The sequence below is a fragment of the Micromonospora sp. BRA006-A genome (genome assembly GCF_033433935.1).
Taxonomy (GTDB): Bacteria; Actinomycetota; Actinomycetes; order Mycobacteriales; family Micromonosporaceae; genus Micromonospora; species Micromonospora aurantiaca.
In genome coordinates, this window is the sequence record NZ_JANCLW010000001.1 from 1660097 (window position 1) to 1680885 (window position 20789).

At 73.8% G+C, this 20789-nt stretch carries 17 protein-coding genes; 9 read left to right on the forward strand and 8 right to left on the reverse strand.

Annotated elements, in window-relative coordinates; genetic code table 11:
- Nucleotides 1–159: 159 nt before the first annotated feature.
- Nucleotides 160–1029: an endo alpha-1,4 polygalactosaminidase gene (locus NMK34_RS08050; protein ID WP_318332878.1), complete on the reverse strand. Its 870-nt coding sequence runs from the start codon at nucleotides 1027–1029 to the stop codon at nucleotides 160–162.
- A gap of 77 nt (nucleotides 1030–1106) precedes the next feature.
- Complete coding sequence (locus NMK34_RS08055) at nucleotides 1107–2255, reverse strand: CAP domain-containing protein (protein ID WP_318332879.1); 1149 nt, start codon at nucleotides 2253–2255, stop codon at nucleotides 1107–1109.
- A 372-nt stretch (nucleotides 2256–2627) separates the two neighbouring features.
- On the opposite strand from NMK34_RS08055, the gene NMK34_RS08060 reads away from it, so the two are divergent.
- The 3 genes from NMK34_RS08060 (at nucleotide 2628) to NMK34_RS08070 (ending at nucleotide 7351) form a co-directional block, all read left to right on the forward strand.
- Nucleotides 2628–2822 carry a hypothetical protein gene (locus NMK34_RS08060; protein WP_013284566.1) on the forward strand — a complete coding sequence of 65 codons (195 nt, stop codon included), beginning with the start codon at nucleotides 2628–2630 and terminating at the stop codon, nucleotides 2820–2822.
- Nucleotides 2823–3137: 315 nt separating this feature from the next.
- Complete coding sequence (smc, locus tag NMK34_RS08065; protein ID WP_318332880.1) at nucleotides 3138–6737, forward strand: chromosome segregation protein SMC; 3600 nt, start codon at nucleotides 3138–3140, stop codon at nucleotides 6735–6737.
- Nucleotides 6734–7351 carry an HAD-IA family hydrolase gene (locus NMK34_RS08070; RefSeq protein ID WP_318332881.1) on the forward strand — a complete coding sequence of 206 codons (618 nt, stop codon included), beginning with the start codon at nucleotides 6734–6736 and terminating at the stop codon, nucleotides 7349–7351. Before smc ends, NMK34_RS08070 begins: the two co-directional genes overlap by 4 nt.
- A gap of 39 nt (nucleotides 7352–7390) precedes the next feature.
- Here the strand turns inward: NMK34_RS08070 and NMK34_RS08075 are convergent, their stop codons facing one another.
- Nucleotides 7391–8326, reverse strand: coding sequence for a superoxide dismutase (locus NMK34_RS08075; RefSeq protein WP_318332882.1), 936 nt, complete (start codon nucleotides 8324–8326; stop codon nucleotides 7391–7393).
- 78 nt (nucleotides 8327–8404) lie between these two features.
- Between NMK34_RS08075 and NMK34_RS08080 the strand changes: the two genes are divergently transcribed.
- On the forward strand, nucleotides 8405–9394 hold the full coding sequence (locus tag NMK34_RS08080) for a helix-turn-helix domain-containing protein (RefSeq protein WP_318332883.1): 990 nt from the start codon (nucleotides 8405–8407) through the stop codon (nucleotides 9392–9394).
- Here NMK34_RS08080 and NMK34_RS08085 read toward each other — a convergent pair.
- The 5 genes from NMK34_RS08085 to NMK34_RS08105 all read right to left on the reverse strand — a co-directional run bounded on the left by NMK34_RS08085 (nucleotide 9381) and on the right by NMK34_RS08105 (nucleotide 14319).
- Nucleotides 9381–9908: a DinB family protein gene (locus tag NMK34_RS08085; protein WP_318332884.1), complete on the reverse strand. Its 528-nt coding sequence runs from the start codon at nucleotides 9906–9908 to the stop codon at nucleotides 9381–9383. The genes NMK34_RS08080 and NMK34_RS08085 overlap by 14 nt on opposite strands.
- 68 nt (nucleotides 9909–9976) lie before the next feature.
- Nucleotides 9977–10465: a universal stress protein gene (locus NMK34_RS08090; RefSeq protein ID WP_318332885.1), complete on the reverse strand. Its 489-nt coding sequence runs from the start codon at nucleotides 10463–10465 to the stop codon at nucleotides 9977–9979.
- Nucleotides 10466–10467: 2 nt separating this feature from the next.
- A complete protein-coding gene (locus tag NMK34_RS08095) occupies nucleotides 10468–12057 on the reverse strand; it encodes an MDR family MFS transporter (RefSeq protein ID WP_318332886.1) in 1590 nt (529 codons plus the stop codon).
- 110 nt (nucleotides 12058–12167) lie between these two features.
- Nucleotides 12168–12593: a MarR family winged helix-turn-helix transcriptional regulator gene (locus tag NMK34_RS08100; RefSeq protein WP_318332887.1), complete on the reverse strand. Its 426-nt coding sequence runs from the start codon at nucleotides 12591–12593 to the stop codon at nucleotides 12168–12170.
- A gap of 13 nt (nucleotides 12594–12606) precedes the next feature.
- Nucleotides 12607–14319, reverse strand: coding sequence for an alkaline phosphatase D family protein (locus NMK34_RS08105; protein ID WP_318332888.1), 1713 nt, complete (start codon nucleotides 14317–14319; stop codon nucleotides 12607–12609).
- A gap of 146 nt (nucleotides 14320–14465) precedes the next feature.
- On the opposite strand from NMK34_RS08105, the gene ftsY reads away from it, so the two are divergent.
- The 5 genes from ftsY (at nucleotide 14466) to NMK34_RS08130 (ending at nucleotide 20696) form a co-directional block, all read left to right on the forward strand.
- Nucleotides 14466–15656 (forward strand): signal recognition particle-docking protein FtsY, encoded by a 1191-nt coding sequence (gene ftsY, locus NMK34_RS08110; RefSeq protein ID WP_013284575.1) that lies wholly within the window; start codon nucleotides 14466–14468, stop codon nucleotides 15654–15656.
- 8 nt (nucleotides 15657–15664) lie between these two features.
- Nucleotides 15665–16528 (forward strand): aminoglycoside phosphotransferase family protein, encoded by an 864-nt coding sequence (locus NMK34_RS08115; protein WP_174361701.1) that lies wholly within the window; start codon nucleotides 15665–15667, stop codon nucleotides 16526–16528.
- A 166-nt stretch (nucleotides 16529–16694) separates the two neighbouring features.
- Nucleotides 16695–18050, forward strand: coding sequence for an ammonium transporter (locus tag NMK34_RS08120; protein ID WP_318332889.1), 1356 nt, complete (start codon nucleotides 16695–16697; stop codon nucleotides 18048–18050).
- Between the two features lie 25 nt (nucleotides 18051–18075).
- Nucleotides 18076–18414: a P-II family nitrogen regulator gene (locus tag NMK34_RS08125; protein WP_013284578.1), complete on the forward strand. Its 339-nt coding sequence runs from the start codon at nucleotides 18076–18078 to the stop codon at nucleotides 18412–18414.
- A gap of 17 nt (nucleotides 18415–18431) precedes the next feature.
- Entirely contained in the window at nucleotides 18432–20696 is a 2265-nt protein-coding gene (locus NMK34_RS08130; RefSeq protein WP_318332890.1) for a [protein-PII] uridylyltransferase, read from the forward strand.
- The last annotated feature ends 93 nt before the right edge of the window (nucleotides 20697–20789 follow it).

A 20789-nucleotide genomic window follows, 5' to 3' on the forward strand; every position in this document is an offset into this window, starting at 1 on the left:
TGTTCGCGCGGTATGCCTGAGAGTCATAAGTATGACTCTCAGGCATACCGCCTTCCGTGCATCTGTTCGCCGCTGAGGGTGACGGAGAGTGTTGGCAGCTTTCGTACCGGATGATCGTCATCGGCACCCCGCTTCCCGGCGAGCGGGGCGGCGGGGTTGTCACGGCAGGGCGCACGGCTCCCGCCAGGCGTCCAGCTGGCGGTCCTTGCGGATCGAGGCGAAGCCGTAGCCGACCGAGGTGACGCAGAAGTCCGCCGGCTCGCCGGTGTACTCGACGTGGAAGACCGGCTTGCCGGCGTCGACGAACGGCAGCAGCTTCGCGCACTCGCGGCGGCGTACGCACTCCTGGTTGACCGCGAAGTCGAAGTCGGGGGCCAGCGCCGCCACCTGCGGCACGTCGTCGACCAGGCCGGGGGAGAGGTCCAGCTTGCGGGCCAGCCCGGCCAGCCGGCGGTTGAACAGCAACTGGTCGTCGAAGTCCAGCGGGAAGCCGGAGCGGTGCCGGTAGCCGTCCGCGTCGGCGAGCGCCACCGCGCCGAAGCCCTTGCCCCGGCACAGCCGGAACCGGTCGGCCAGCACCGGCGCGAGCGCGTCCCAGCCCCGTACGTCCAGGAAGCGGCTCCCCGGCCGCCCCGGCACGCCCGCGCCGCGTACGGCGGTGGGGAAGCGGGTGGCGTCCGGGTCGTCGGCGGCGTACGTGCCGACCCGGACGTGGCAGACCAGCCGGCGGCCCCGCTCGCGCAGCGCGGCGGTCTCGGCCGAGGTGGTCGCCACCGGGTCGAGGAGGAAGACGTCGGCGTCGACCGCCACGTCCACCGGGGAGGTGAGCTGCCACTGCCACCGCCAGCTGTCGGCCTGCGCGGCCGGCCAGGGCGTGGGCGCGCCGGGCGGGGTGATCGGCCGGCGGCAGGCCGGCACCGGGGCGAGCAGCAGCGCGGTCAGCGCGAGCGCCACGCCCCGGCGCGGGCCACGTCGGCGGACGCGGGCCGGCCGGGAGCGCGGCACGGCCCACACCGGCCGGATCCGCATCGACAGCTCCCCGGACGCGGGCGGCCCGACGCCGCCCCCGACCGGTCAACGAGCGCCGGGCCGGTCACGACGCGCGGTCAGCTCGGGGTGGCGAAGACCTGCGTCCAGTACGGCCCGTTGCTGCGCGCCACACCCACCCCGATCTGGGTGTACGAGCAGTTGAGGATGTTCTTCCGGTGGCCCTCGGAGTTCATCCAGCCCTCCATGACCGCCGCCGGGGTCTGGTAGTTCCAGGCCACGTTCTCGCCCACCATGCGGTAGCTGTAGCCGGCGGCCTTGACCCGGTCCCAGGGCTGACTGCCGTCGCTGCCCGTGTGGTCCATCTTCCGGTGGTCGGCCTGGTCCTGGCTGTGCCGCTGGGCGGCCAGGTTCAGCTTGGCGTTGACGGTGAGCGCCTTGCAGCCGGCCTTCGCCCGTTCCTGGTTGACGATCGTGACGACCTTCTGCAGCTCGGCGCTGAGCCCGGTCGTGGCGGTGGCCTTCGTGCTCGTGGAGCCGCCGCTCGACCCGCCACTGCTCGACCCGCCGCCCGGGGCACTGCTGCGCTCCTGCTGCCGCGACGGGGCGGTGCTGCGGCTCGGCTTCGGGGTGGCCTTCTTCGTCGGGCTCGGCGCGACGGTGGTCGGTACGGCGGACGGGCTCGCCGACTCGGGCGCGAGCGCGTCGGCGGGTCCGTCCTCGGTCCCGTCGGGCGCCTGCGGCGCGGCTGCCACCGGCGCGTCGGCGGAGGTGCGCTTCGTGCCCTGGTCGCCGCCGGGCAGCAGGACGGCTCCCACGCCGAGGCTCACCACGAGCGTCGCCGCGGCGGCGGCCCCGCCGATCACGAGCGGCCGGGACAGGCGCCGCTTCGGGCGCCGCCGGTCGTCGGCCGGGGTGTCGGTCGCCGGCTGCCAGGTCGCGGTGGGCTGGTCCCAGCCACCGGCCGGCTGCTCCTGCCCCTGCCACGCGGCGGGCTGTTCCCGGCCCTGCCACGCGGGCTCCTGGCCCTGCCACGCGGCGGTGTGCTGCTCCTCGCCGTTCCACCGGTCCCGGGGCACCGGGGGCGCGTTCTCCGGGCCGTAACCCGCGGGGGCCGGGCCGGCGGGCGGCCGCTGCGCGGCGTCCCCGAACAGGTACGACGACCGCGGCTCGGGCCGGTCGCTGAGCCACGCCGGACCCTCGTCGGTCGGCGGCTCGGGACGCCGGCGGGCGCCCTCCGGTTCGATCGGGTCGTTCCAGCGGTACACGCCTGTCCCCTCCACGGGTCGGTTGCGGGCCCGGGTGACGCTACGGGCGCGCTCCAAGCTGCGGCAACGTGGCTAAGAAAGAGTTAAGGCGAAGCCGGTGCCGAGGATGAGTCGTTCACGCATTTCCGGCGTACAGTAAAGGTGTCCGGACAGAGCGTGTCCGCGCCTTGTGGCAGCCCCCCGGCGAGTGGACCGGCCGACGTGGAGATGATCTACGGCCTTGGTCAACTTGACGAAGGAGGGGGTTTCGGCTCAATATGTAGGTGTCGCCAGTCGCGCCCAGCCATGCCCCGATGCAGTGGGAATGGCAGCCGCGAACATCATGGGCGCGCGTTGGCCGGCCTTTCCGGCAGCGCACATCAAGGAGTCAGCATGGCGAAGGCCCTCTACGGCCACGTAAGTGCAGCGCCCGACCGGCGTCTGCTCGACGAGGTCACCCGACTGCGTGCCAGGGTTCAGGCACTGGAGTTCGAGATCACGCGTCTGCGCGCCGACAACGATCGGCTTGCGGCGGCAGCGGCGGAGGCCGATGACCTCCTCCGTCTGGCCGAGCCCGCACTGACCTGATCTCCAGTTGTCGGAAAACTGAATCGCACCACACCGAAAAGCGCGCCGACACTCAAGTGCCGGCGCGCAGCCATGTGCGGACCCCTTTTCGTCGCCGCCGTCGCAATAATCGATCTTGCGGAAGCGCCCGGAATTGCGCCCGGTAATTGTGATCATGCATTTCCGCTCCGTCCGCGACGGCCGGGCGGAAAGCGGACAGCCGGTCCGGCGGGTGGGTCGCGTGGCGGCGGCGCCCCGGTCCCGGGTTAGTCTGCGGGTTCACCAGGTCCGCGCAGCCGGCGACGGTACGGCGGCCACCGGACGAGGATCGAGAAGGTGCATCTCAAGAGCCTGACGGTGAAGGGCTTCAAATCCTTCGCCTCCGCCACCACGTTGAAGCTGGAGCCCGGGATCACCTGCGTGGTGGGCCCGAACGGCTCCGGCAAGTCCAACGTCGTCGACGCCATCGCCTGGGTGCTCGGCGAGCAGGGCGCCAAGGCGCTGCGCGGCGGCAAGATGGAGGACGTCATCTTCGCCGGCACCGCCGGGCGGGCGCCGCTGGGCCGGGCCGAGGTCACCCTCACCATCGACAACACCGACGGCGCGCTGCCGATCGAGTACACCGAGGTCTCCATCACCCGCCGGATGTTCCGCTCCGGCGAGAGCGAGTACGAGATCAACGGCGACTCCTGCCGCCTGCTCGACATCCAGGAGCTGCTGTCCGACTCCGGCATCGGCCGGGAGATGCACATCATCGTCGGGCAGGGCCGGCTCGACGGCATGCTGCACGCCAAGCCGGAGGACCGGCGCGCGTTCATCGAGGAGGCGGCGGGCGTCCTCAAGCACCGCAAGCGCAAGGAGAAGGCGCTGCGGAAGCTCGACGCGATGCAGACCAACCTCAACCGCCTGACCGACCTCACCGCCGAGCTGCGCCGCCAGCTCAAGCCGCTGGGCCGGCAGGCCGAGGTGGCCCGCCGCGCCGCCGGCATCCAGGCCAACCTGCGCGACGCCCGGCTGCGGCTGCTCGCCGACGACCTGCACACGCTGCGGACCACACTGGACAAGGAGATCGCCGACGAGACCGCGCTGCGCGAGCGGCGCGAGCTGATCGAGGCCGAGCACGGCGAGGTGCAGGGCCGCCTCGGCGAGCTGGAGGCGGCGCTGGCCGAGGACGCCCCGCTGCTCGCGGCGGCGCAGGACACCTGGTACCGCCTCTCCGCGCTCCAGGAGCGGTTCCGCTCGATCGAGCAGCTGGCCCGGGAGCGGCTGCGTCACCTCAGCGCCGCCGGCGACGACGAGCGCCCCGGCCGCGACCCGGACCAACTGGAGGCGGAGTCGCGGCGGGTCCGCGAGCAGGAGGAGGAACTGCGCGCCGCGCTCACCGAGGACCAGATCCGGCTGGCCGAGGCGGTCGAGCACCGCCAGGAGCTGGAACGCCAGCTCGCCGCCGCCGAACGGGAACTCGTCGCCGCGGCGAAGGCGATCGCCGACCGGCGGGAAGGGCTGGCCCGGCTGACCGGCCAGGTCAACTCCGCCCGGGCGCGGACCACGAGCGCCGGCGAGGAGATCGAACGGCTCGCCGCCGCGCACACCGACGCGATGGGCCGGGCCGAGAAGGCGCAGGCCGACCTGGACGCGGTAGCCGAACAGTCAACCGAGGCGGACCGGGACAACGCCGACCTGGACGCGCGGCACGACGAGGCGGTGGCCGTCCACGAGCGGGCCCAGGCGGCGGTGCGCAGCCTGGCAGACGGTGAGCGCGCCGCCGAGAAGGACGCCGCCACCTGGAAGGCCCGGGAGGAGGCGCTTGCCATGGGCCTGCGCCGCAAGGACGGCGCCGGGGAACTGCTGGCCCGCGCCGACCAGGTGCCCGGCCTGCTCGGTAGCCTCGCCGGGCTGCTCACCGTCGCGCCCGGTGACGAGGCGGCGCTCGCCGCCGCGCTGGGCGGCCTGGCCGACGCGGTGGCGGTCAGCGGCGTGGACGAAGCCGTCGAGGCGATGCGGCTGCTCAAGATCTCCGACGCCGGCCGGGCCGGGCTGCTCGTCGGCAGCCCCGCCGGACCGGGCATGGACGGGCCCGCCGACGCGCTGCGCCCGAAGCTGCCCGAGGGCGCCCGCTGGGCCCCCGACCTGGTGGAGTGCTCGCCCGCGATCCGCCCGGCCGTGCACCGGGCGTTGCGCGACGTGGCGCTCGTCGACGACCTGGCCGCCGCGTCCGCGCTCGTCGCCGCGAACCCGGAGCTGCGCGCGGTCACCCCCGACGGCGACGTGGTCGGTGCGTACGCGGCGGCGGGCGGGTCGGCCAAGGCGCCCAGCTTCATCGAGGTGCAGGCGGCCGTCGAGGAGGCGCGGGCCAACCGGGCCACCGCCGAACGCACCGCCGCCGAGCTGCGCGAACAGCTCGCCGAGGCGCGCGCCGAGGTGACCGCCGCCAAGGAGGCGGTGCAGCACGCCGCGGCCGCCAAGCGGGAGGCGGAGAGCCATCGCAACGCCGCCGCGCGCCGCCTGGCCGAACTGGGCGCCGCCGCCCGCTCGGCCAAGGCGGAGACCGACCGGCTCGGCGAGTCCCGGGCCCGCGCCGAGGCGGCCCGGGAACGGGATCTGGCGGCGCTGGCCGAGCTGGAGGAACGGCTGCGGCTGGCCGAGGCCACCCCGATCGACGCCGAACCGTCCACCGAGGAGCGGGACCAGCTCGCCGCCATGGTGCCGCAGGCACGGCAGAACGAGATGGAGGTCCGGCTCGCGGTGCGTACCGCCGAGGAGCGGGTGGCCTCGATCGCCGGGCGGGCCGACTCGCTGGCCCGGCAGGCCACCGCCGAACGGGCGGCGCGGGAGCGCGCCGCGGCCCGGCGCGCGGCCCGCACGCGCGGCGCCCAGATCGCCCGGGCCGTGGTCGGCGGCGCCCGCGAGGCGCTCACCCGGCTCACCGTCTCCATCGCCCGGGCCGAGGAGCACCGCGACGCCGTCGCCCGCGAACGCGCCGCGCGCGAGGCCGAGCTGTCCGAGGTACGCGGCGCGGCCAAGCGCCTCGCCGCCGAGCTGGAGCGGCTGACCAGCCAGGTGCACCGCGACGAGGTGGCCCGCGCCGAGCAGCGGATGCGCATCGAGCAACTGGAGGCGAAGGCCGCCGAGGACTTCGGGCTGGACGTGCCCACGCTCGTCGCCGAGTACGGCCCGGACCGGCTGGTCCCGCCCACCGACGCGGACGTGGCGCTCGCCGAGAAGGATGGCCGTCCGGTGCCGGAGCCGGTCCGCTACGAGCGGCCGGTGCAGGAGAAGCGGGCCGCCAAGGCGGAACGGGAACTGGCCCTGCTGGGCAAGGTGAACCCGCTCGCGCTGGAGGAGTTCGCGGCGCTGGAGGAGCGCTACAAGTTCCTCTCCGAGCAGCTGGAGGACCTCAAGGCCACCCGGCGTGACCTGCTCACCGTGGTCAAGGACGTGGACGACCGGATCCTTGAGGTCTTCGCGAGCGCGTTCGAGGACACCGCCCGGGAGTTCGAGCAGGTCTTCACCGTGCTGTTCCCCGGCGGCGAGGGACGGCTCGTGCTCACCGACCCGGAGGACCTGCTGACCACCGGCGTCGAGGTCGAGGCCCGCCCGCCGGGCAAGAAGATCAAGCGGCTCTCGCTGCTCTCCGGCGGGGAGCGGTCGCTCACGGCGGTGGCGATGCTCGTGGCGATCTTCCGCGCCCGGCCCAGCCCGTTCTACATCATGGACGAGGTGGAGGCGGCGCTCGACGACGTGAACCTGGGCCGCCTGATCACGCTGCTGGCGCAGTTGCGGGAGAAGAGCCAGCTCATCGTGATCACGCACCAGAAGCGGACCATGGAGATCGCCGACGCGCTCTACGGAGTGACGATGCGCGCCGGTGTGACCCAGGTGATCAGCCAGCGGCTCAACCGGGCCGACGACGAGGAACAGGTGACGAGCGAGTGAGTCGGGAACGCGCCACGGCCCTCCTGGTGGACTTCGACGGCGTACTGCGCCGCTGGGATCCGGCGGTGGCCGCCGGCGTCGAGCGGGAGTACGGGCTGACCGAGGGCGTCCTCGGTGAGATCGCGATGTCCTGGGGACTGCTCCAGCCGGTGCTCACCGGCCAGGTCAGCCACGCCCAGTGGATGGTGAGCGTGGCCGACGCGCTGACCCCCGCCGTCGGCGCGGATCGGGCCCGTGCGGCGGTTCAGGAGTGGCAGAGCTACCGCGGCGAGGTGGACCCGGAGGTGCTGGCGTTCGTCCGCGAGGTGCGGGCCGCCGGCATCCGGGTCGGGCTGGGCACGAACGCGACCGACCTGCTCGACGCCGACCTGGCCGCGCTGGACCTGACCGGCGAGCTGGACGTGATCGTCAACTCCTCGGTCGTCGGGGTGCACAAGCCGGCGAAGGAATACTTCCAGGCCGCCTGCGAGGCGCTGGGGACGCCGCCGGGGCGGGTGCTGTTCGTCGACGACGAGGACCGCGCGGTGGCCGGCGCCAGGGTGGCAGGTCTGTCCGCGCACCGCTGGAGCGGCCCGGCCGACCTGCGCTACCTGCGGGCGGCGCTGGCGTACTGAGCCGGACGGGCCCCGTGTCCCGCCCGGCTCGTGCGCCGCTCACCGCAGGCCCGGCACCTCGGAGACCGTGAACGGCGGGGTGGGCGTGGTGGCGAAGAGTTGGCTGTCCACCCAGAGCAGCCGGCCGGCGTCGCGCGCCACCGAGGTCGGCGACCGCTCCGTGCCGACCGGACGGGACCGGTCGACCACCCGGGCGGTCCGCAGCCCGTCGTCGAGCCGGGCCACGTTCACCAGGAACCGGGTGCCGCCGGCGCCGTCCGGTTCGTTGACCACGCCGTAGAGCCGGTTCCCCTCCAGCAGCAGGCCGTCCGCGCCCATCCGACCGCCGCTGATCTCGACCTCGGTCACCGACCGGCCGGCCAGGTCGACCCGGAACAGGCGTTCGCCGCCCTGTTCCGCGACCAGCGCGACCCGGCCCGACGGGTCGGCCACGACGCCGTTGAGGAAGACCGGGGCGGCCGGGAAGTCGTCGGGGCCCACCCAGGGGACCAGGGTGCCGACGTGCCCGTCGTCGACTGCGGCGCGCCACAGGGTGCCGGTGGCGGAGTCGGTGACGTAGACGGCGTCGCCGGTGACCGCCAGGTCGTTGAGAGCCGCGCCGGGCGCGGCGGTGCGGCGGGCCAGCAGGGCGCCGTCCGGCGCGTACACGAAAAGGGTGCCGGTGGTCCAGCCGGCGACGAGGACGCGCCCCCGGTGGTCCACCCGGACCCCGGCGGCGCTGGTCCGGCCGTCGGCGCCGGGGGCGAGGAACGGGCGCAGCCCGGCCCGGCGGGTGTCGCCCCGGTAGACCGCGCCGGTGGCCGAACTCGTGACGTACATCGTGCCGGAGGGGGTGACCGCGAGCCCTTCGGGCAGCACGCCCGGCGCGCGGGAGACGACGTAGGTGTCGGGACGGACGCTGGTGGGGGCGGGCCGGGGCGCGCCGACGGTCACCGCCGTCAGGACCGCGGCGGCCGCCGCGAGGAGTGTCTTCACGCGACGCAGCGTCGGACGGCGCCGGCCCGCCCGGAAGCCCCTTTCGGTACGGGCCGAAAGGTGGCTACCGTTGCGCCGGTGACCACCGTGCGGCTCAACGCCACCGACCTGAGCCGCACGGTCCTGCGGTCCGATCCGGCGGTGCTGGTCGAGCTGGCGATGGCCGCCCAGCGGCTGGTCCTGGCGGACGTGCCGGAGCACCTCGCCGGTTGGCGGTCCCGGACCCGGGCGGCGTTGCGCCCCGAGATGCGTCCCTACCTGGACCTGTGCCGGACGCCCTACCTGGTGCCGGACTTCGTGACCCCGCCGGTGTTCGACGGCGGTCTCGACGCCCTGCTGGACCGGGTCGCCGGCGCCCCGGACGAGGTGCTCGCCGCCGAGTTGGGCCCGCTGGTGGCGTCCGGCGCGCTGCCCGCCCGGGTGGCGCCGCTGGCCGCCGGGGAGCCCGCCGCCCGGGCCCGGCTGCGGGCCGCGATGCGCGCCTTCCACGGCGTGGCGCTCGCGCCCTACTGGGCGGAGATCGAGACGGCGGTACGCGCCGACCGGGCGGTACGCGGCCACACGCTGGCGGCCGGCGGCCTCGACCGGGTGCTGCGCGACCTCAGCCCGTACCTGGCCTGGGCCGAGACGGGGGAGGACTACGCGCTGTCCTACCGGTGCGCGGTCGCCGACGACGTCGAGGTGGCCGCGGGCGGGCGGGGCCTGACCCTGCTGCCCTGCCACCTCGCCCCGCAGCCCTACCTGCTGGCGGACCCGGGCGGCCCGCTGGTGCTGGTGTATCCGATTCGGCCGGGGCGGCGTGAGCTGGGGCCCGGGGCGCCGCTGGCGGACCTGCTCGGGCGCACCCGGGCGGCCGTGTTGGCGGCGACCGCCGACGCCCCGGGCACCTCCCAGCTCGCCCGCCGCGTCGGCGTCTCCGTCGCCACGGCCAGCGAGCACGCGGCGACCCTGCGGGCCGCCGGGCTGATCACCACGCGGCGGGACGGCGCGGCGGTGCGGCACTGCCTCACCCCGCTGGGCGAGCAGGTGCTGCGGGCGGGCGCCCCGGCCGGGGTCAGGCGCCGGTGACGCCGTCGATACGCTCGCGGATCAGGTCGGCGTGGCCGTTGTGCCGGGCGTACTCCTCGATCATGTGCACGTACACCCAGCGCAGGCTGATCTCGTGCGTGGTGTCGCCCCGGCGGTGGTGGAAGGTGTGCTCAAGCGGCAGGCCGGTCACGGCCTCCCGGGCCGCCTCGATCTCGGCGCGCAGCGTGGCGAGCGCCTCGGCCGGGTCGGCGTCGGCGATGTCGTTGTGGTCCGCGTCCGGGTCGGTGCTGTAGTCGTAGAGCGTGGGCACGTCCTGCCCGGCGGCGCGGATGCGGAACCACCAGCGCTCCACGTCGGCCATGTGCCGGACCAGGCCGAGCAGGGTCAGCCCGGAGGGCTCGACGCTGCGGGTACGCAGTTGCTCGGCGGTCAGCCCGGCGCACTTGTGCACCAGGGTGTCGCGGTGGTGGTCGAGCCAGCCTTCGAGCATGGTGCGCTCGTCGGCGACGTAGGGCTCGTGGCGGCGGTCGATCTCAGGAACGGTCCAGGTCATGGGCGCAGATGTTAAGAGGGGCCCCCTGTACAACGCGAGGCGTTAACAGGGGGCCCTTCCTTACACCCTCAGGGGACCACGACGACGGGCCAGCGGCCGGTGCGGACCAGCCGGGTGGCGACCGAGCCGACCAGCTTGTGCCCGGCCTGCTCGGACGAGCCGACCACCACCATGTCGGCCCGGTGCTCGTCGGCGGCCCGGCACAGCTCGGTGTAGGCGTCGCCGCGCCGGCACAGGAACGTCACCGGCAGGTCCAGTTCCTCGGCCCCGCGCCGGCACTCCGCGCGCAGCTCGTCGGCCAGCTCGTCGTGGGTCTGCTGGACCGCACCGGCCACCACGCCGGAGAGCATCGCGCTGTACGAGGTGGGCGAGCTGACGAACACCGCCACCAGCGTCGCGCCCTGCCGCCGGGCCAGTCCGGCGGCGTACGCGGCGGCGCGCATCGAGGTGCGGCTGCCGTCCACGCCGACGAGCACCACCCGCGGCCCGTCCGTACCCCGTTCGTAGGGCAGCGGACGGGTCTGCGGGCCGTACCGTTCACGCTCCGCGGCGTCCACTGTCAGTCCTTCGTTCCGGCGGTGACGGCCACGGCCGTCTCCGGTCCGGTGGGCACCGGCTCGGCGTTCGAGCGGCGCAGCGGCACCTCCCGGATGAGGACCACCGCGATCAGGGCGAGTAGCCCGAACGGGGCGGCGGCCAGGAAGATGTCACCGGCGGCGTGGCCGTACGCGGACTCGACCACGGTGCGGATCGGGCCGGGCAGCGTGTGCACGTCCGGCAGCCCGCCGCCGCCCGAGCCGGAGGCCGGGACGCCGAGGCGGCTCAGGCCGTCGGCCAGGTAGCCGCTGACCCGGTGCCCGAGGATCGCGCCGAGCGCGCTGACGCCGATCGCGCCGCCGAGGCTGCGGAAGAACGCCACCACCGAGCTGGCCGCGCCGAGTTCGTCCGGGCGGACCGTGTTCTGCACGGCGAGCACCAGGTTCTGCATGCTCATGCCGACGCCGAGGCCGATCAGTGCCATGAACACGGCGAGGCGCCAGTACGGGGTGTCCGCGCGCATGGTGCCCATCAGCGCGAAGCCGGCGGTGAGCAGCACCGAGCCGATGACGAGCCAGCTCTTCCACCGTCCGGTGCTGGTGATGATCCGGCCGACCACCGTCGAGGAGACCAGCAGGCCGCCGATCATGGGCAGCGTCATCAGGCCGGACATGGTCGGGCTGGCGCCACGGCTGATCTGGAAGTACTGGCCGAGGAAGACCGAGGCGCCGAACATGCCGACGCCGACCGCGATGCTGGCGATCACGGCGAGCGTGATGGTGCGGTTGCGGAACAGGTGCGGCGGGATCATCGGTTCCGCGGCACGCTTCTCGACCCGGGCGGCGAGCACGCCGAGCACCGCCGCGCCGGCCACCAGCGCACCGCTGGTCCAGGAGATCCAGTCGTACTTGTCGCCGGCCAGGGTGATCCAGACCAGCAGCAGCGAGACGGCGGCGGTGATGAGCGTGGCGCCCCACCAGTCGATCTTCACCTCGCGCTTGACCACCGGCAGGCGCAGCGTCCGCTGGAGCACGACCAGGGCGAGCACGGCGAACGGCACGCCGACGTAGAAGCACCAGCGCCAGCCGAGCCAGGAGGTGTCCACGATCACGCCGCCGATCAGCGGGCCGCCGATGGTGCCGACGGCCATCACCGCGCCGAGGTAGCCGCTGTACCGGCCGCGCTCGCGCGGCGCGATCATCGTCGCCATGATCACCTGAGCCAGGGCGGTGAGGCCGCCCGCGCCGACGCCCTGCACGACGCGGCAGGCGATCAGCTCACCCGTGGTCTGCGCCTGCCCGGCGAGTACCGAGCCCAGCACGAAGACCCCGAGAGAGAGCTGGACCAGCAGCTTCTTGCTGAACAGGTCGGAGAGCTTGCCCCAGATGGGCGTGGTCGCGGTGGTCGCCAGCAGCGTCGAGGTGACCACCCAGGTGTACGCGGACTGGCCGCCGCGCAGGTCGGTGATGATCCGCGGCAGCGCGTTGGAGACGACGGTGGAGGAGAGGATCGCGACGAACATACCCAGCAGGAGGCCGGAGAGTGCCTCCAGGATCTGCCGGTGGGACATGTCGACGGCGGTCGCCCGCGCGGGCGCGGTCGCCTGGGTCATCGTGGATTGCCTCCGGAACGGGGGATGAAGGTTGCCTCGGGCAACCGTATAAGTCGTTGCCTTGAGCAACAACTCGGGCCGGGCCGGGTTTGTTCCCCCTGGCCGGGGACTCAGAACGACTCGTTGAAGCGGTGCATCAGCCGGGCCAGCTCCGCCACGTCCTCTTTCGGCCAGCTCTCGAGTGAACGCCTTATCTGTCCGAGTCGCGCCGCCCGGGCCGCGTCGAACCGCCGGGTGCCCTCCTCGGTCAGGCTCAGCTGGGCCGCCCGCCGGTCGGTCGGGTCCGGGTCGCGCCGGACCAGTCCCAGCGCCTCCAGCCCGCCGATCTGGCGGCTCAGCGTGCCCTTGCCGATACCCAGCTTCGCGGCCAGGTCGGTGAGGCGGATCGACCCGGAGCGGCGCAGCCAGAGCAGCAGGCCGTACGCGTTCGGTTCCAGGTTCGGGTGGACCTCGCGGGCGATCTCCCAGGACAACGCCCGGCCGCGGCGCAGCAGCGCGGTCAACTCGTGCTCCACGGCGCGCAGCGTCTCGTCCACGCTCAGAGGGTACTCAGTCCCCGTCGCTGAGTTGCTGGTGCGCCACCGGTCGCAGCTCGCCCTCACTGGTCGTGCCCTCGATCACCACGGCGGCCCGGCGGCCCTGATGCGTGAGCGTGGCGACCGCGTTGCCGAAGTAGGGCCCGGCCAGCTTCCGCCAGCGCACCGGCGGGCGGCGTACCCCCGCCGAGCGGGCCAGCGCCCGGGTCGCCCCGGCCGGGCCGGGATTCCAGCCCAGCGTCATCAGCGGGCGCATCGCGGCCGGCACCTGGTTGTGGATCGGCGAGCAGGTGAGCTGGTGCACGGGCGTGCGGACGTCGCGGTCGGCGAACCGCGCCCGGGCCACGTACGAGTGGTGCACGTCACCGGAGAGCACGCTGATCGACGCCGGTCGCGCGTACGCCGGCCCGGCGCCCACCCGCGCCCCGGTGCGCGGCGCGGTGCCGCTGCCCAGCCGCGCGAACAGCTCGCCCAGCGCCTCGAACGAGCGCCGGAACGCCGCCCAGTGCTCCAGGTCCAGGGCCCGGCGGATCTGCTCGGAGATCCGCGCCACCCAGGGGCGGCTCGAGTCGGCCAGGCGCTCGTTCCACGCCTCGACGTGATGGATGCCCGGCGGCAGCAGCCACGGCAGCGAGCTGCCCACCACCAGATGGTCGTAGCTGCCGTGCGCCTGGTCGAGGAACCACGACCACTCACCCGGCGGCAGCATCGCCCGGCTGCCGGGCAGGAGCACCCGGCTGGACCGGTTGTCCAGCATGACCAGGCGGGTACGGCCCAGGTCCAGCGCGTAGCTCCACTGGTATTGCACGGCCCGCCAGCGCTCGGTGTCGTGCGCCAGGTCGGCCTCCTTGTCGACCCGCTCGCCGAACTCGTGCAGCACGCCCGTGGCGTCCTCGGCGGCGATCACCTTCGCGTACACCGGGTCGGCGGCGATCTCGTCCGGGCTGAGGTTGCCCAGGTGCTGGTAGACCCAGTAGGAGGCGAGGCCGCTGCGGATCCGCTCGGCCCACCACGGCTGCTCGCGCATGTCCGCGCGCCACGACTGCGAGGTGTTCCAGTCGTCGATCACCTCGTGGTCGTCGAAGATCATCACGCTCGGCACGGTGGAGAACAGCCAGCGGATCTCCGGGTCGCGCCACGACTCCAGGTAGAGCTTGGTGTACTCGTCGAAGCTCACCACCTGCGTCGCCGGGGCGTCCTTCGGCCGCCGCCGGCGCCGCTTGAGCAGCCGCCGCACCGTCGGCGAGGTCTCGTCCGCGTACACCTGGTCGCCGAGCAGCACCAGCAGGTCGGGCAGCGCGGCCTCGTCGGGCGCGGCCATCACCCGCCGGGCGTACGCGTCCAGCGCGTCCGGCGGCAGCCGGCGCGCGGTCGAGTGCTGGGTGGTCTCCCGGCACGAGCCGAACAGCAGCCGCACCGGCTGGTCGGCGTCGTCGAGCGCGCGGGTCCGGATCACGCTGGGCGGGAACGACGAGTCCGGCAGCGGCCACGCCACCTCGTCGTCGATCAGCACCTCGTAGGTCGTGGCGCTGTCCGGCGTGAGCCCGCTCACCACGACGATCGCGTAGTGGTGGTCGTACGCCGAGAAGGTGGGCGCGCTGCCGGTGGCGCCGTCCGCCGTGCGGACGGTGACCACGGCGGGCGAACTGGTCTCCACCCAGACGGTGGCCCGCGTGTCGACGACCCGGCGTAGCAGCGGGCCGATGAGCAGGCGGGAACCGGGCACGACGCACCTCCGACAAGATCGTTGCGGCTGATTCCTACCCGGCCGGCGGTTGCGGTACGCCTTCCGATGTGAGCGTACCCGCAGGTTGTTCGCGTGCCGAGGCGGTGAGTGGGACGCCGTCGCCGGCATCTGACAGGATTTCGGGCATGACGGAATACCTCCTCGTCGCTCTCGCCCTGCTCGGCGTGCTGATCATCGGCGGTCTGAGCCTCGTGGTGCCCCGGCTGCGCCGGCGCCCGCAGCCGCCGCTGCCGCGTACGGAGGTCGACACCCGGACGGAGGAGGATCTGGCCGGCCCGCCGGTCGAGGCCCCGGAGGCGGAACTCACCACCGGCGTGGTGGTCGAGGCGCCGCCGGCCCCTCCGGTCGAGGTGCCGCAGGTCGAGGTGCCGGAGCCGACCGCCGGCCGCCTGGTCCGGCTGCGCTCGCGGCTGTCCCGCTCGCAGAACGTCTTCGGCAAGGGCCTGCTCGGCCTGCTCAGCCGTGACCGGCTGGACGAGGACACCTGGGAGGAGATCGAGGACAGCCTGATCACCGCCGACGTCGGCATCGACGCCACCCGGGAGATCGTCGACCGGCTGCGCGAGCGGACCCGGGTGCTCGGCACCCGGACCGGGGAGGAACTGCGCGCGCTGCTCGCCGCCGAGCTGGTCAACGCGCTCGACCCGGGCCTGGACCGCTCGCTGCGTACCGCGCCGAAGGAGGGCGTCCCGGCGGTGGTGCTCGTGGTCGGCGTCAACGGCGCCGGCAAGACCACCACCTGCGGCAAGATCGCCCGTGTGCTCGTCGCGGACGGCCGCAGCGTGCTGCTCGGCGCCGCCGACACGTTCCGGGCCGCCGCCGCCGACCAGCTGGAGACCTGGGGCGGCCGGGTGGGCGCCGAGACGGTCCGCGGGCCCGAGGCCGCCGACCCGGCGAGCGTCGCGTTCGACGCGGTCAAGCGCGGCATCGACACCGGCGTGGACACCGTGCTCATCGACACCGCCGGCCGGCTCCAGAACAAGATCGGCCTGATGGACGAGCTGGGCAAGGTCAAGCGGGTGGTGGAGAAGCACGGCCCGATCGACGAGACGCTGCTGATCCTCGACGCCACCACCGGTCAGAACGGGCTGGAGCAGGCGCGGGTCTTCACCGAGGCGGTGAACGTCACCGGCGTGGTGCTGACCAAGCTCGACGGCACCGCCAAGGGCGGCATCGTGATCGCCGTGCAGCGCAAGCTCGGCATCCCGGTGAAGCTCGTCGGCCTCGGCGAGGGCAAGGACGACCTGGCCCCGTTCGACCCGGCACAGTTCGTCGACGCGTTGCTCGGCACCGAGCCGCTCGCCCGGGACGCGTAGCCTCTCCCGTGACGACTGACGATCGCGCCTACGCGGGGTGGCGCGACCCCAGCCACCCGTCGCCACGCCTCGGGAGACCGTACGTGACTTCGCAGGAGATCCCGCTGCACGGCGGGAACGTGAGCACCGTGGTCCGTGTGGGAGACACGGTCCGGCGCAACGCCGGCCCGTGGACGCCCTCCGTGCACGCGCTGCTGCGCCACCTGGAGTACGTCGGATTCACCGGCGCGCCCCGGGCGCTCGGCATGGACGAGCGCAACCGGGAGGTCCTGTCGTACCTGGAGGGGGAGTGCGGGGAGTACCCGCTGGCCCCGCACTGGGTCACCGACGAGGCCCTGGTCACGGTGGCCACCATGCTGCGGATGTTCCACGACGCGCAGTACGGCTTCACCCCGCCGCCCGGCGCGGTCTGGCGCTCGTTCGGGCCGCCCCCGCCGGACACCGAGGTCATCTGCCACCACGACGCCGCGCCGCACAACGTGATCTGGCGGCCGGACGGCACGCTCGGGCTGATCGACTTCGACCTCGCGTCGCCCGGTGCCCGCATCTACGACGTGGCGTACGCGGCCTGGACCTGGGTGCCGATCTTCTCCGACCGGGACTCGATCACGCTCGGCTGGAAACACCCGGACCGGCCGCGCCGGTTGCGGCTGTTCGCCGACGCGTACGGGCTGATCCCGCGCGACCGGCACCGGCTCATCCGGACCATCCGCAAGCGCATCGTCGACCACGTCGAGGGCATCCGGCGGATGGCCGCCGCCGGTGAGCCGGCGTTCGTCCGGATCGTCCACAAGGGCCACCTGCGTCGGCCTATGCGTGACCTGCGACTGCTCGACTACGAGCGGCACCAGCTGGAGTACGCGCTGCGCTGAGCAAGATCGGCGTTCTTCACACGCCGGAAACAACCCGTCACGCGTCGGAAATCGCGCGGTGTCGCTGAAGGAAACAGCCGGCGACAAAGCTTCCGCGCAACCGGCTGACGGGCGATGCTGCCAGGTCTCAGTCGGAGGGAGGAATACGACAACGAGAGGAGGCAGCGTGGAGATCGACACCGGGAACACTGCCTGGTTGCTTGTCTCGACTGCCCTCGTGCTGCTCATGACCCCCGGTCTCGCGCTGTTCTACGGCGGCCTGAACCGGTCCAAGGGCGTTCTGAACATGATGATGATGAGCTTCTCGTCCATCGGGCTCGTCAGCATCCTGTGGCTTTTCTACGGCTTCACCGTCGCCTTCGGCGAGGGCGGCAGGTTCTGGGGTGACCTGGGCCAGTACCTCGGCACCAAGACCTTCGTCGGCGAGAACGACCTGTGGGGCGAGACCGGCATCCCGATCTACGTCTTCATCGCCTTCCAGATGATGTTCGCGATCATCACCGTGGCGCTGATCAGCGGCGCGCTGTCCGACCGGGTGAAGTTCGCCGGCTGGCTGCTGTTCGCGTTCGGCTGGGCCACCCTGGTCTACTTCCCGGTCGCCCACATGGTCTGGGGCGGCGGTCTGATCGGCGGCGACATCGGCGCGCTGGACTTCGCCGGTGGTACCGCTGTGCACATCAACGCCGGTGCGGCGGCGCTCGCGCTGGTGCTCGTGCTCGGCAAGCGGGTCGGCTGGCCGCGCGAGAGCATGAAGCCGCACAACGTCCCGATGGTCGCCCTCGGCGCCGCGCTGCTGTGGTTCGGCTGGTTCGGCTTCAACGCCGGTTCCGAGCTGACCGCCGACGGGGTCACCGCGCTGGCGTTCATCAACACCCAGGTCGCCACCGCCGCCGCGCTGCTCGGCTGGCTCGTGGTGGAGTGGCTGCGCGACGGCAAGCCGACCCTGGTCGGCGCCTCGTCCGGCGCCATCGCCGGCCTGGTCGCGATCACCCCGGCCTGTGCGTTCATCACCCCGGCCGCAGCGGTGCTGCTGGGCGTGGTGGCCGGTGCGGTCTGCGCCCTCGCGGTCGGCCTGAAGTACCGGCTCGGCTACGACGACTCGCTCGACGTGGTCGGCGTGCACTTCGTCGGCGGCTGGATCGGCTGCCTCTGGATCGGCCTGTTCGGCACCGCCTCGGTCAGCTCGCTGGTGGAGACCGACGGTCTGCTCGTCGGCGGCGACGCCTCGCTGCTCGGCAAGCAGGCGATCAGCGCGCTGATCGTCAGCGTCTACTCCTTCGTGGTCGCCTTCGCCCTGGGCTTCGTGATCGACAAGACGATCGGCCTGCGGGTCTCCGCCGAGGCCGAGGTCGACGGCATCGACATCGCCGAGCACGCGGAGAGCGGCTACGACCTGTCGCCCACCACGGGCAGCAGCGGTGGCGCGTTCGCGATGGCCGGGATCGGCGCCGGCAAGCCGGCCGCGGAGCCGGCCGTCGAGACCGACGAGTCCGCGCCGGTCAGCGAGAAGGTCGCCGGTTAACGTTCCTGGGATGGAGGGGTTGGACATGAAGCTGGTGACCGCGGTCATCAAGCCGTACCAGCTGGACGCGGTGAAGGAGGCCCTGCACGCGCTCGGCGTGGCCGGGCTGACCGTCAGCGAGGTCCAGGGCTACGGCCGGCAGAAGGGGCACACCGAGGTCTACCGGGGTGCCGAGTACACGGTCGAGTTCCTGCCCAAGATCCGGGTCGAGGTGCTCACCGACGAGATGGACGTCGACAAGATCGTGGACGCGATCGTCGGCGCCGCCCGGACCGGCAAGATCGGCGACGGCAAGGTCTGGGTGACCGGCGTCGAGGAGGTCGTCCGGGTACGTACCGGCGAGCGCGGGCTCGACGCCCTCTGATCGCCGGACCCGCCGACGTGACCTCGTTGACCACGGCCGCCGCCCCCACCGGGGACGGCGTGCCCGTGGTCAACGAGGTCGCCGGCGTACCCGCAGGCATCGGCGCGGCCGCCCGGTCCGCCCGGGCCGACGCGCTCGACGCCTGGCTGTGCCGGGCCTTCCCGGACCGGGACGGGGTCGCGCTCGTCGCGGTGGGCGGGCTGGGCCGCCGCCAGTGCGCCCCCTACGGCGACCTCGACCTGGTGCTGCTGCACGCCGGGGTACCCGGCATCGACGAGCTGGCCGCGTCGCTCTGGTATCCGATCTGGGACGCCGGGCTGCGGCTGGACCACTCGGTGCGCACCGTCGCCGAAGCGTTGTCGGTGGCCCAGGACGACGTCAAGGTCGCCCTCGGCCTGCTCGACGCCCGGCACGTGGCGGGCGACCCGGCGCTCACCGGCCAGCTCGCCCGCACCGCCACCGACCACTGGCGGCGGACCGCGATCCGCCAGCTCCCCGGCCTGCGCGAGATCACCGCCGCGCGCTGGGAGGCGCACGGCGAACTGGCGTTCCTGCTCGAAGGCGACCTCAAGGAGGCGGCCGGCGGGCTGCGCGACGTGGGCATCCTGCGCGCCATCGCCACCGCCGGGGTCACCGACGCGCTCCGCCCCGCCGTGCACGCGGCGCACCGGCGGCTGCTTGATACCCGCGACGCGCTGCACCAGCAGGTGGGCCGCCGGGTCGACCGCCTGGTCGCCCAGGAACGCGACGGCGTGGCGCGGCTGCTCGGCGCCGAGGACGGCGACGCGCTGCTGCGGCTCGTCGCCGGCGACGCCCGCACCGTCAGCCACGCCCTCGACGACGCCTGGCGGGCCGCCGACCGGCTCCGCTCCGGCCGGCACCGCGCCGCACCCGGCCGGCCGCTGCGCCGGCCGGTCGCCCGGGACGTGGTGGAGCAGGACGGCGAACTCGTGCTCGCCCGCACCGCCATCGGCGCCCGACCCGACCCGAGCCTGTCGCTGCGCGTGGCCGCCGCGGCCGCCACCACCCGGCTGCCGATCGCGCGGGCCACCTGCGAGTGGCTCGCCGCGTACTGCCCGCCGCTGCCCGCGCCCTGGCCGCCGGCGGCCCGCGCCGCGCTGACCACCCTGCTCGGCGCCGGACCCGGCCTGGTGCCGGCCTGGGAGACCTGCGACAGGTACGGGCTGATCGACCGCTGGCTGCCCGAGTGGACCCGGATGCGCAGCCTGCCCCAGCACAACCCGGTGCACCGGTTCACGCTCGACCGGCACCTGGTGCAGACCGCGTACGAGGCGAGCCGGCACACCCGCGACGTGGAACGCCCCGACCTGCTGCTGCTCGGCGCGTTCCTGCACGACATCGGCAAGGGGCTGGACGGGGACCACTCGGCGGTCGGCGCACCACTGGCCGAGGCGGTCGCCACCCGGATCGGGCTGCCACCGGACGAGGCGGCGCTCATCGGCACGCTGGTCCGGCTGCACCTGCTGCTGCCCGACGTGGCCACCCGCCGTGACCTGTCCGATCCGAAGACCGTCGCCGGGGTCGCCGAGCGGGTCGGTGACACCGGCACGCTGGAACTCCTGCACGCCCTGGTCCGCGCCGACGCCGCCGCCACCGGCCCGGCCGCCTGGTCCGGCTGGAAGGGCCGGCTGATCGCCGAACTGGTGAGCCGGGTACGCACCACGCTGGACACCGGCGTGGTACCCGCCCCGCCGGCCCCCGACCCGGCGCTCGTGGCCGGGCCGCTGCCTGTCGTACACCTGGGGGAGGACCGGGTGTCGGTGGCCGCGGCCGACCGGCGCGGGCTGCTCGCGACGGTGGCCGGGTGCCTGGCGCTGCACCGCCTGGAGGTGATCTCCGCGGACGCCGCCACCGTCGACGGCCGCGCCCTGGTCGAGTGCCGGGTGCAGCCGCGCTACGGACTGGCCCCGGACCCGATCGCGCTCAGCGCCGACCTGCGCCGCGCGGTCGGCGGCGACGTGTCGGTCATCCAGCGGCTGCGCGGCCGGGCCCTCGCGGCGCGCAGCCGGGGCGCCGCGCCGCGGGTGGTGTGGCACCGGGAGGCGGCCACCGACGCGGTGCTGCTGGAGCTGCGGGCCGCCGACGCCGCAGGGCTGCTGTACCGGGTCACCTGCGCGCTGGACGAGGCGGGAGCCCAGGTGCGGGCCGCCCGGATCTCGACGCTGGGCGGCGACGTGGTGGACGCGTTCTACCTGGTCGGCGGTTGGCCCCCGGACGAGGAACGGACCCGGATCGAGGCCGCCGTCCTCGCCGCCGTGTAAGGAAGGGCCCCTTGTTAACGCCGGCGGTAGAGGAAGGGCCCCTTGTTAACACCTCGCCGACGAGCGGGGCGACGCGTGGGCGGCCGGGCCGGA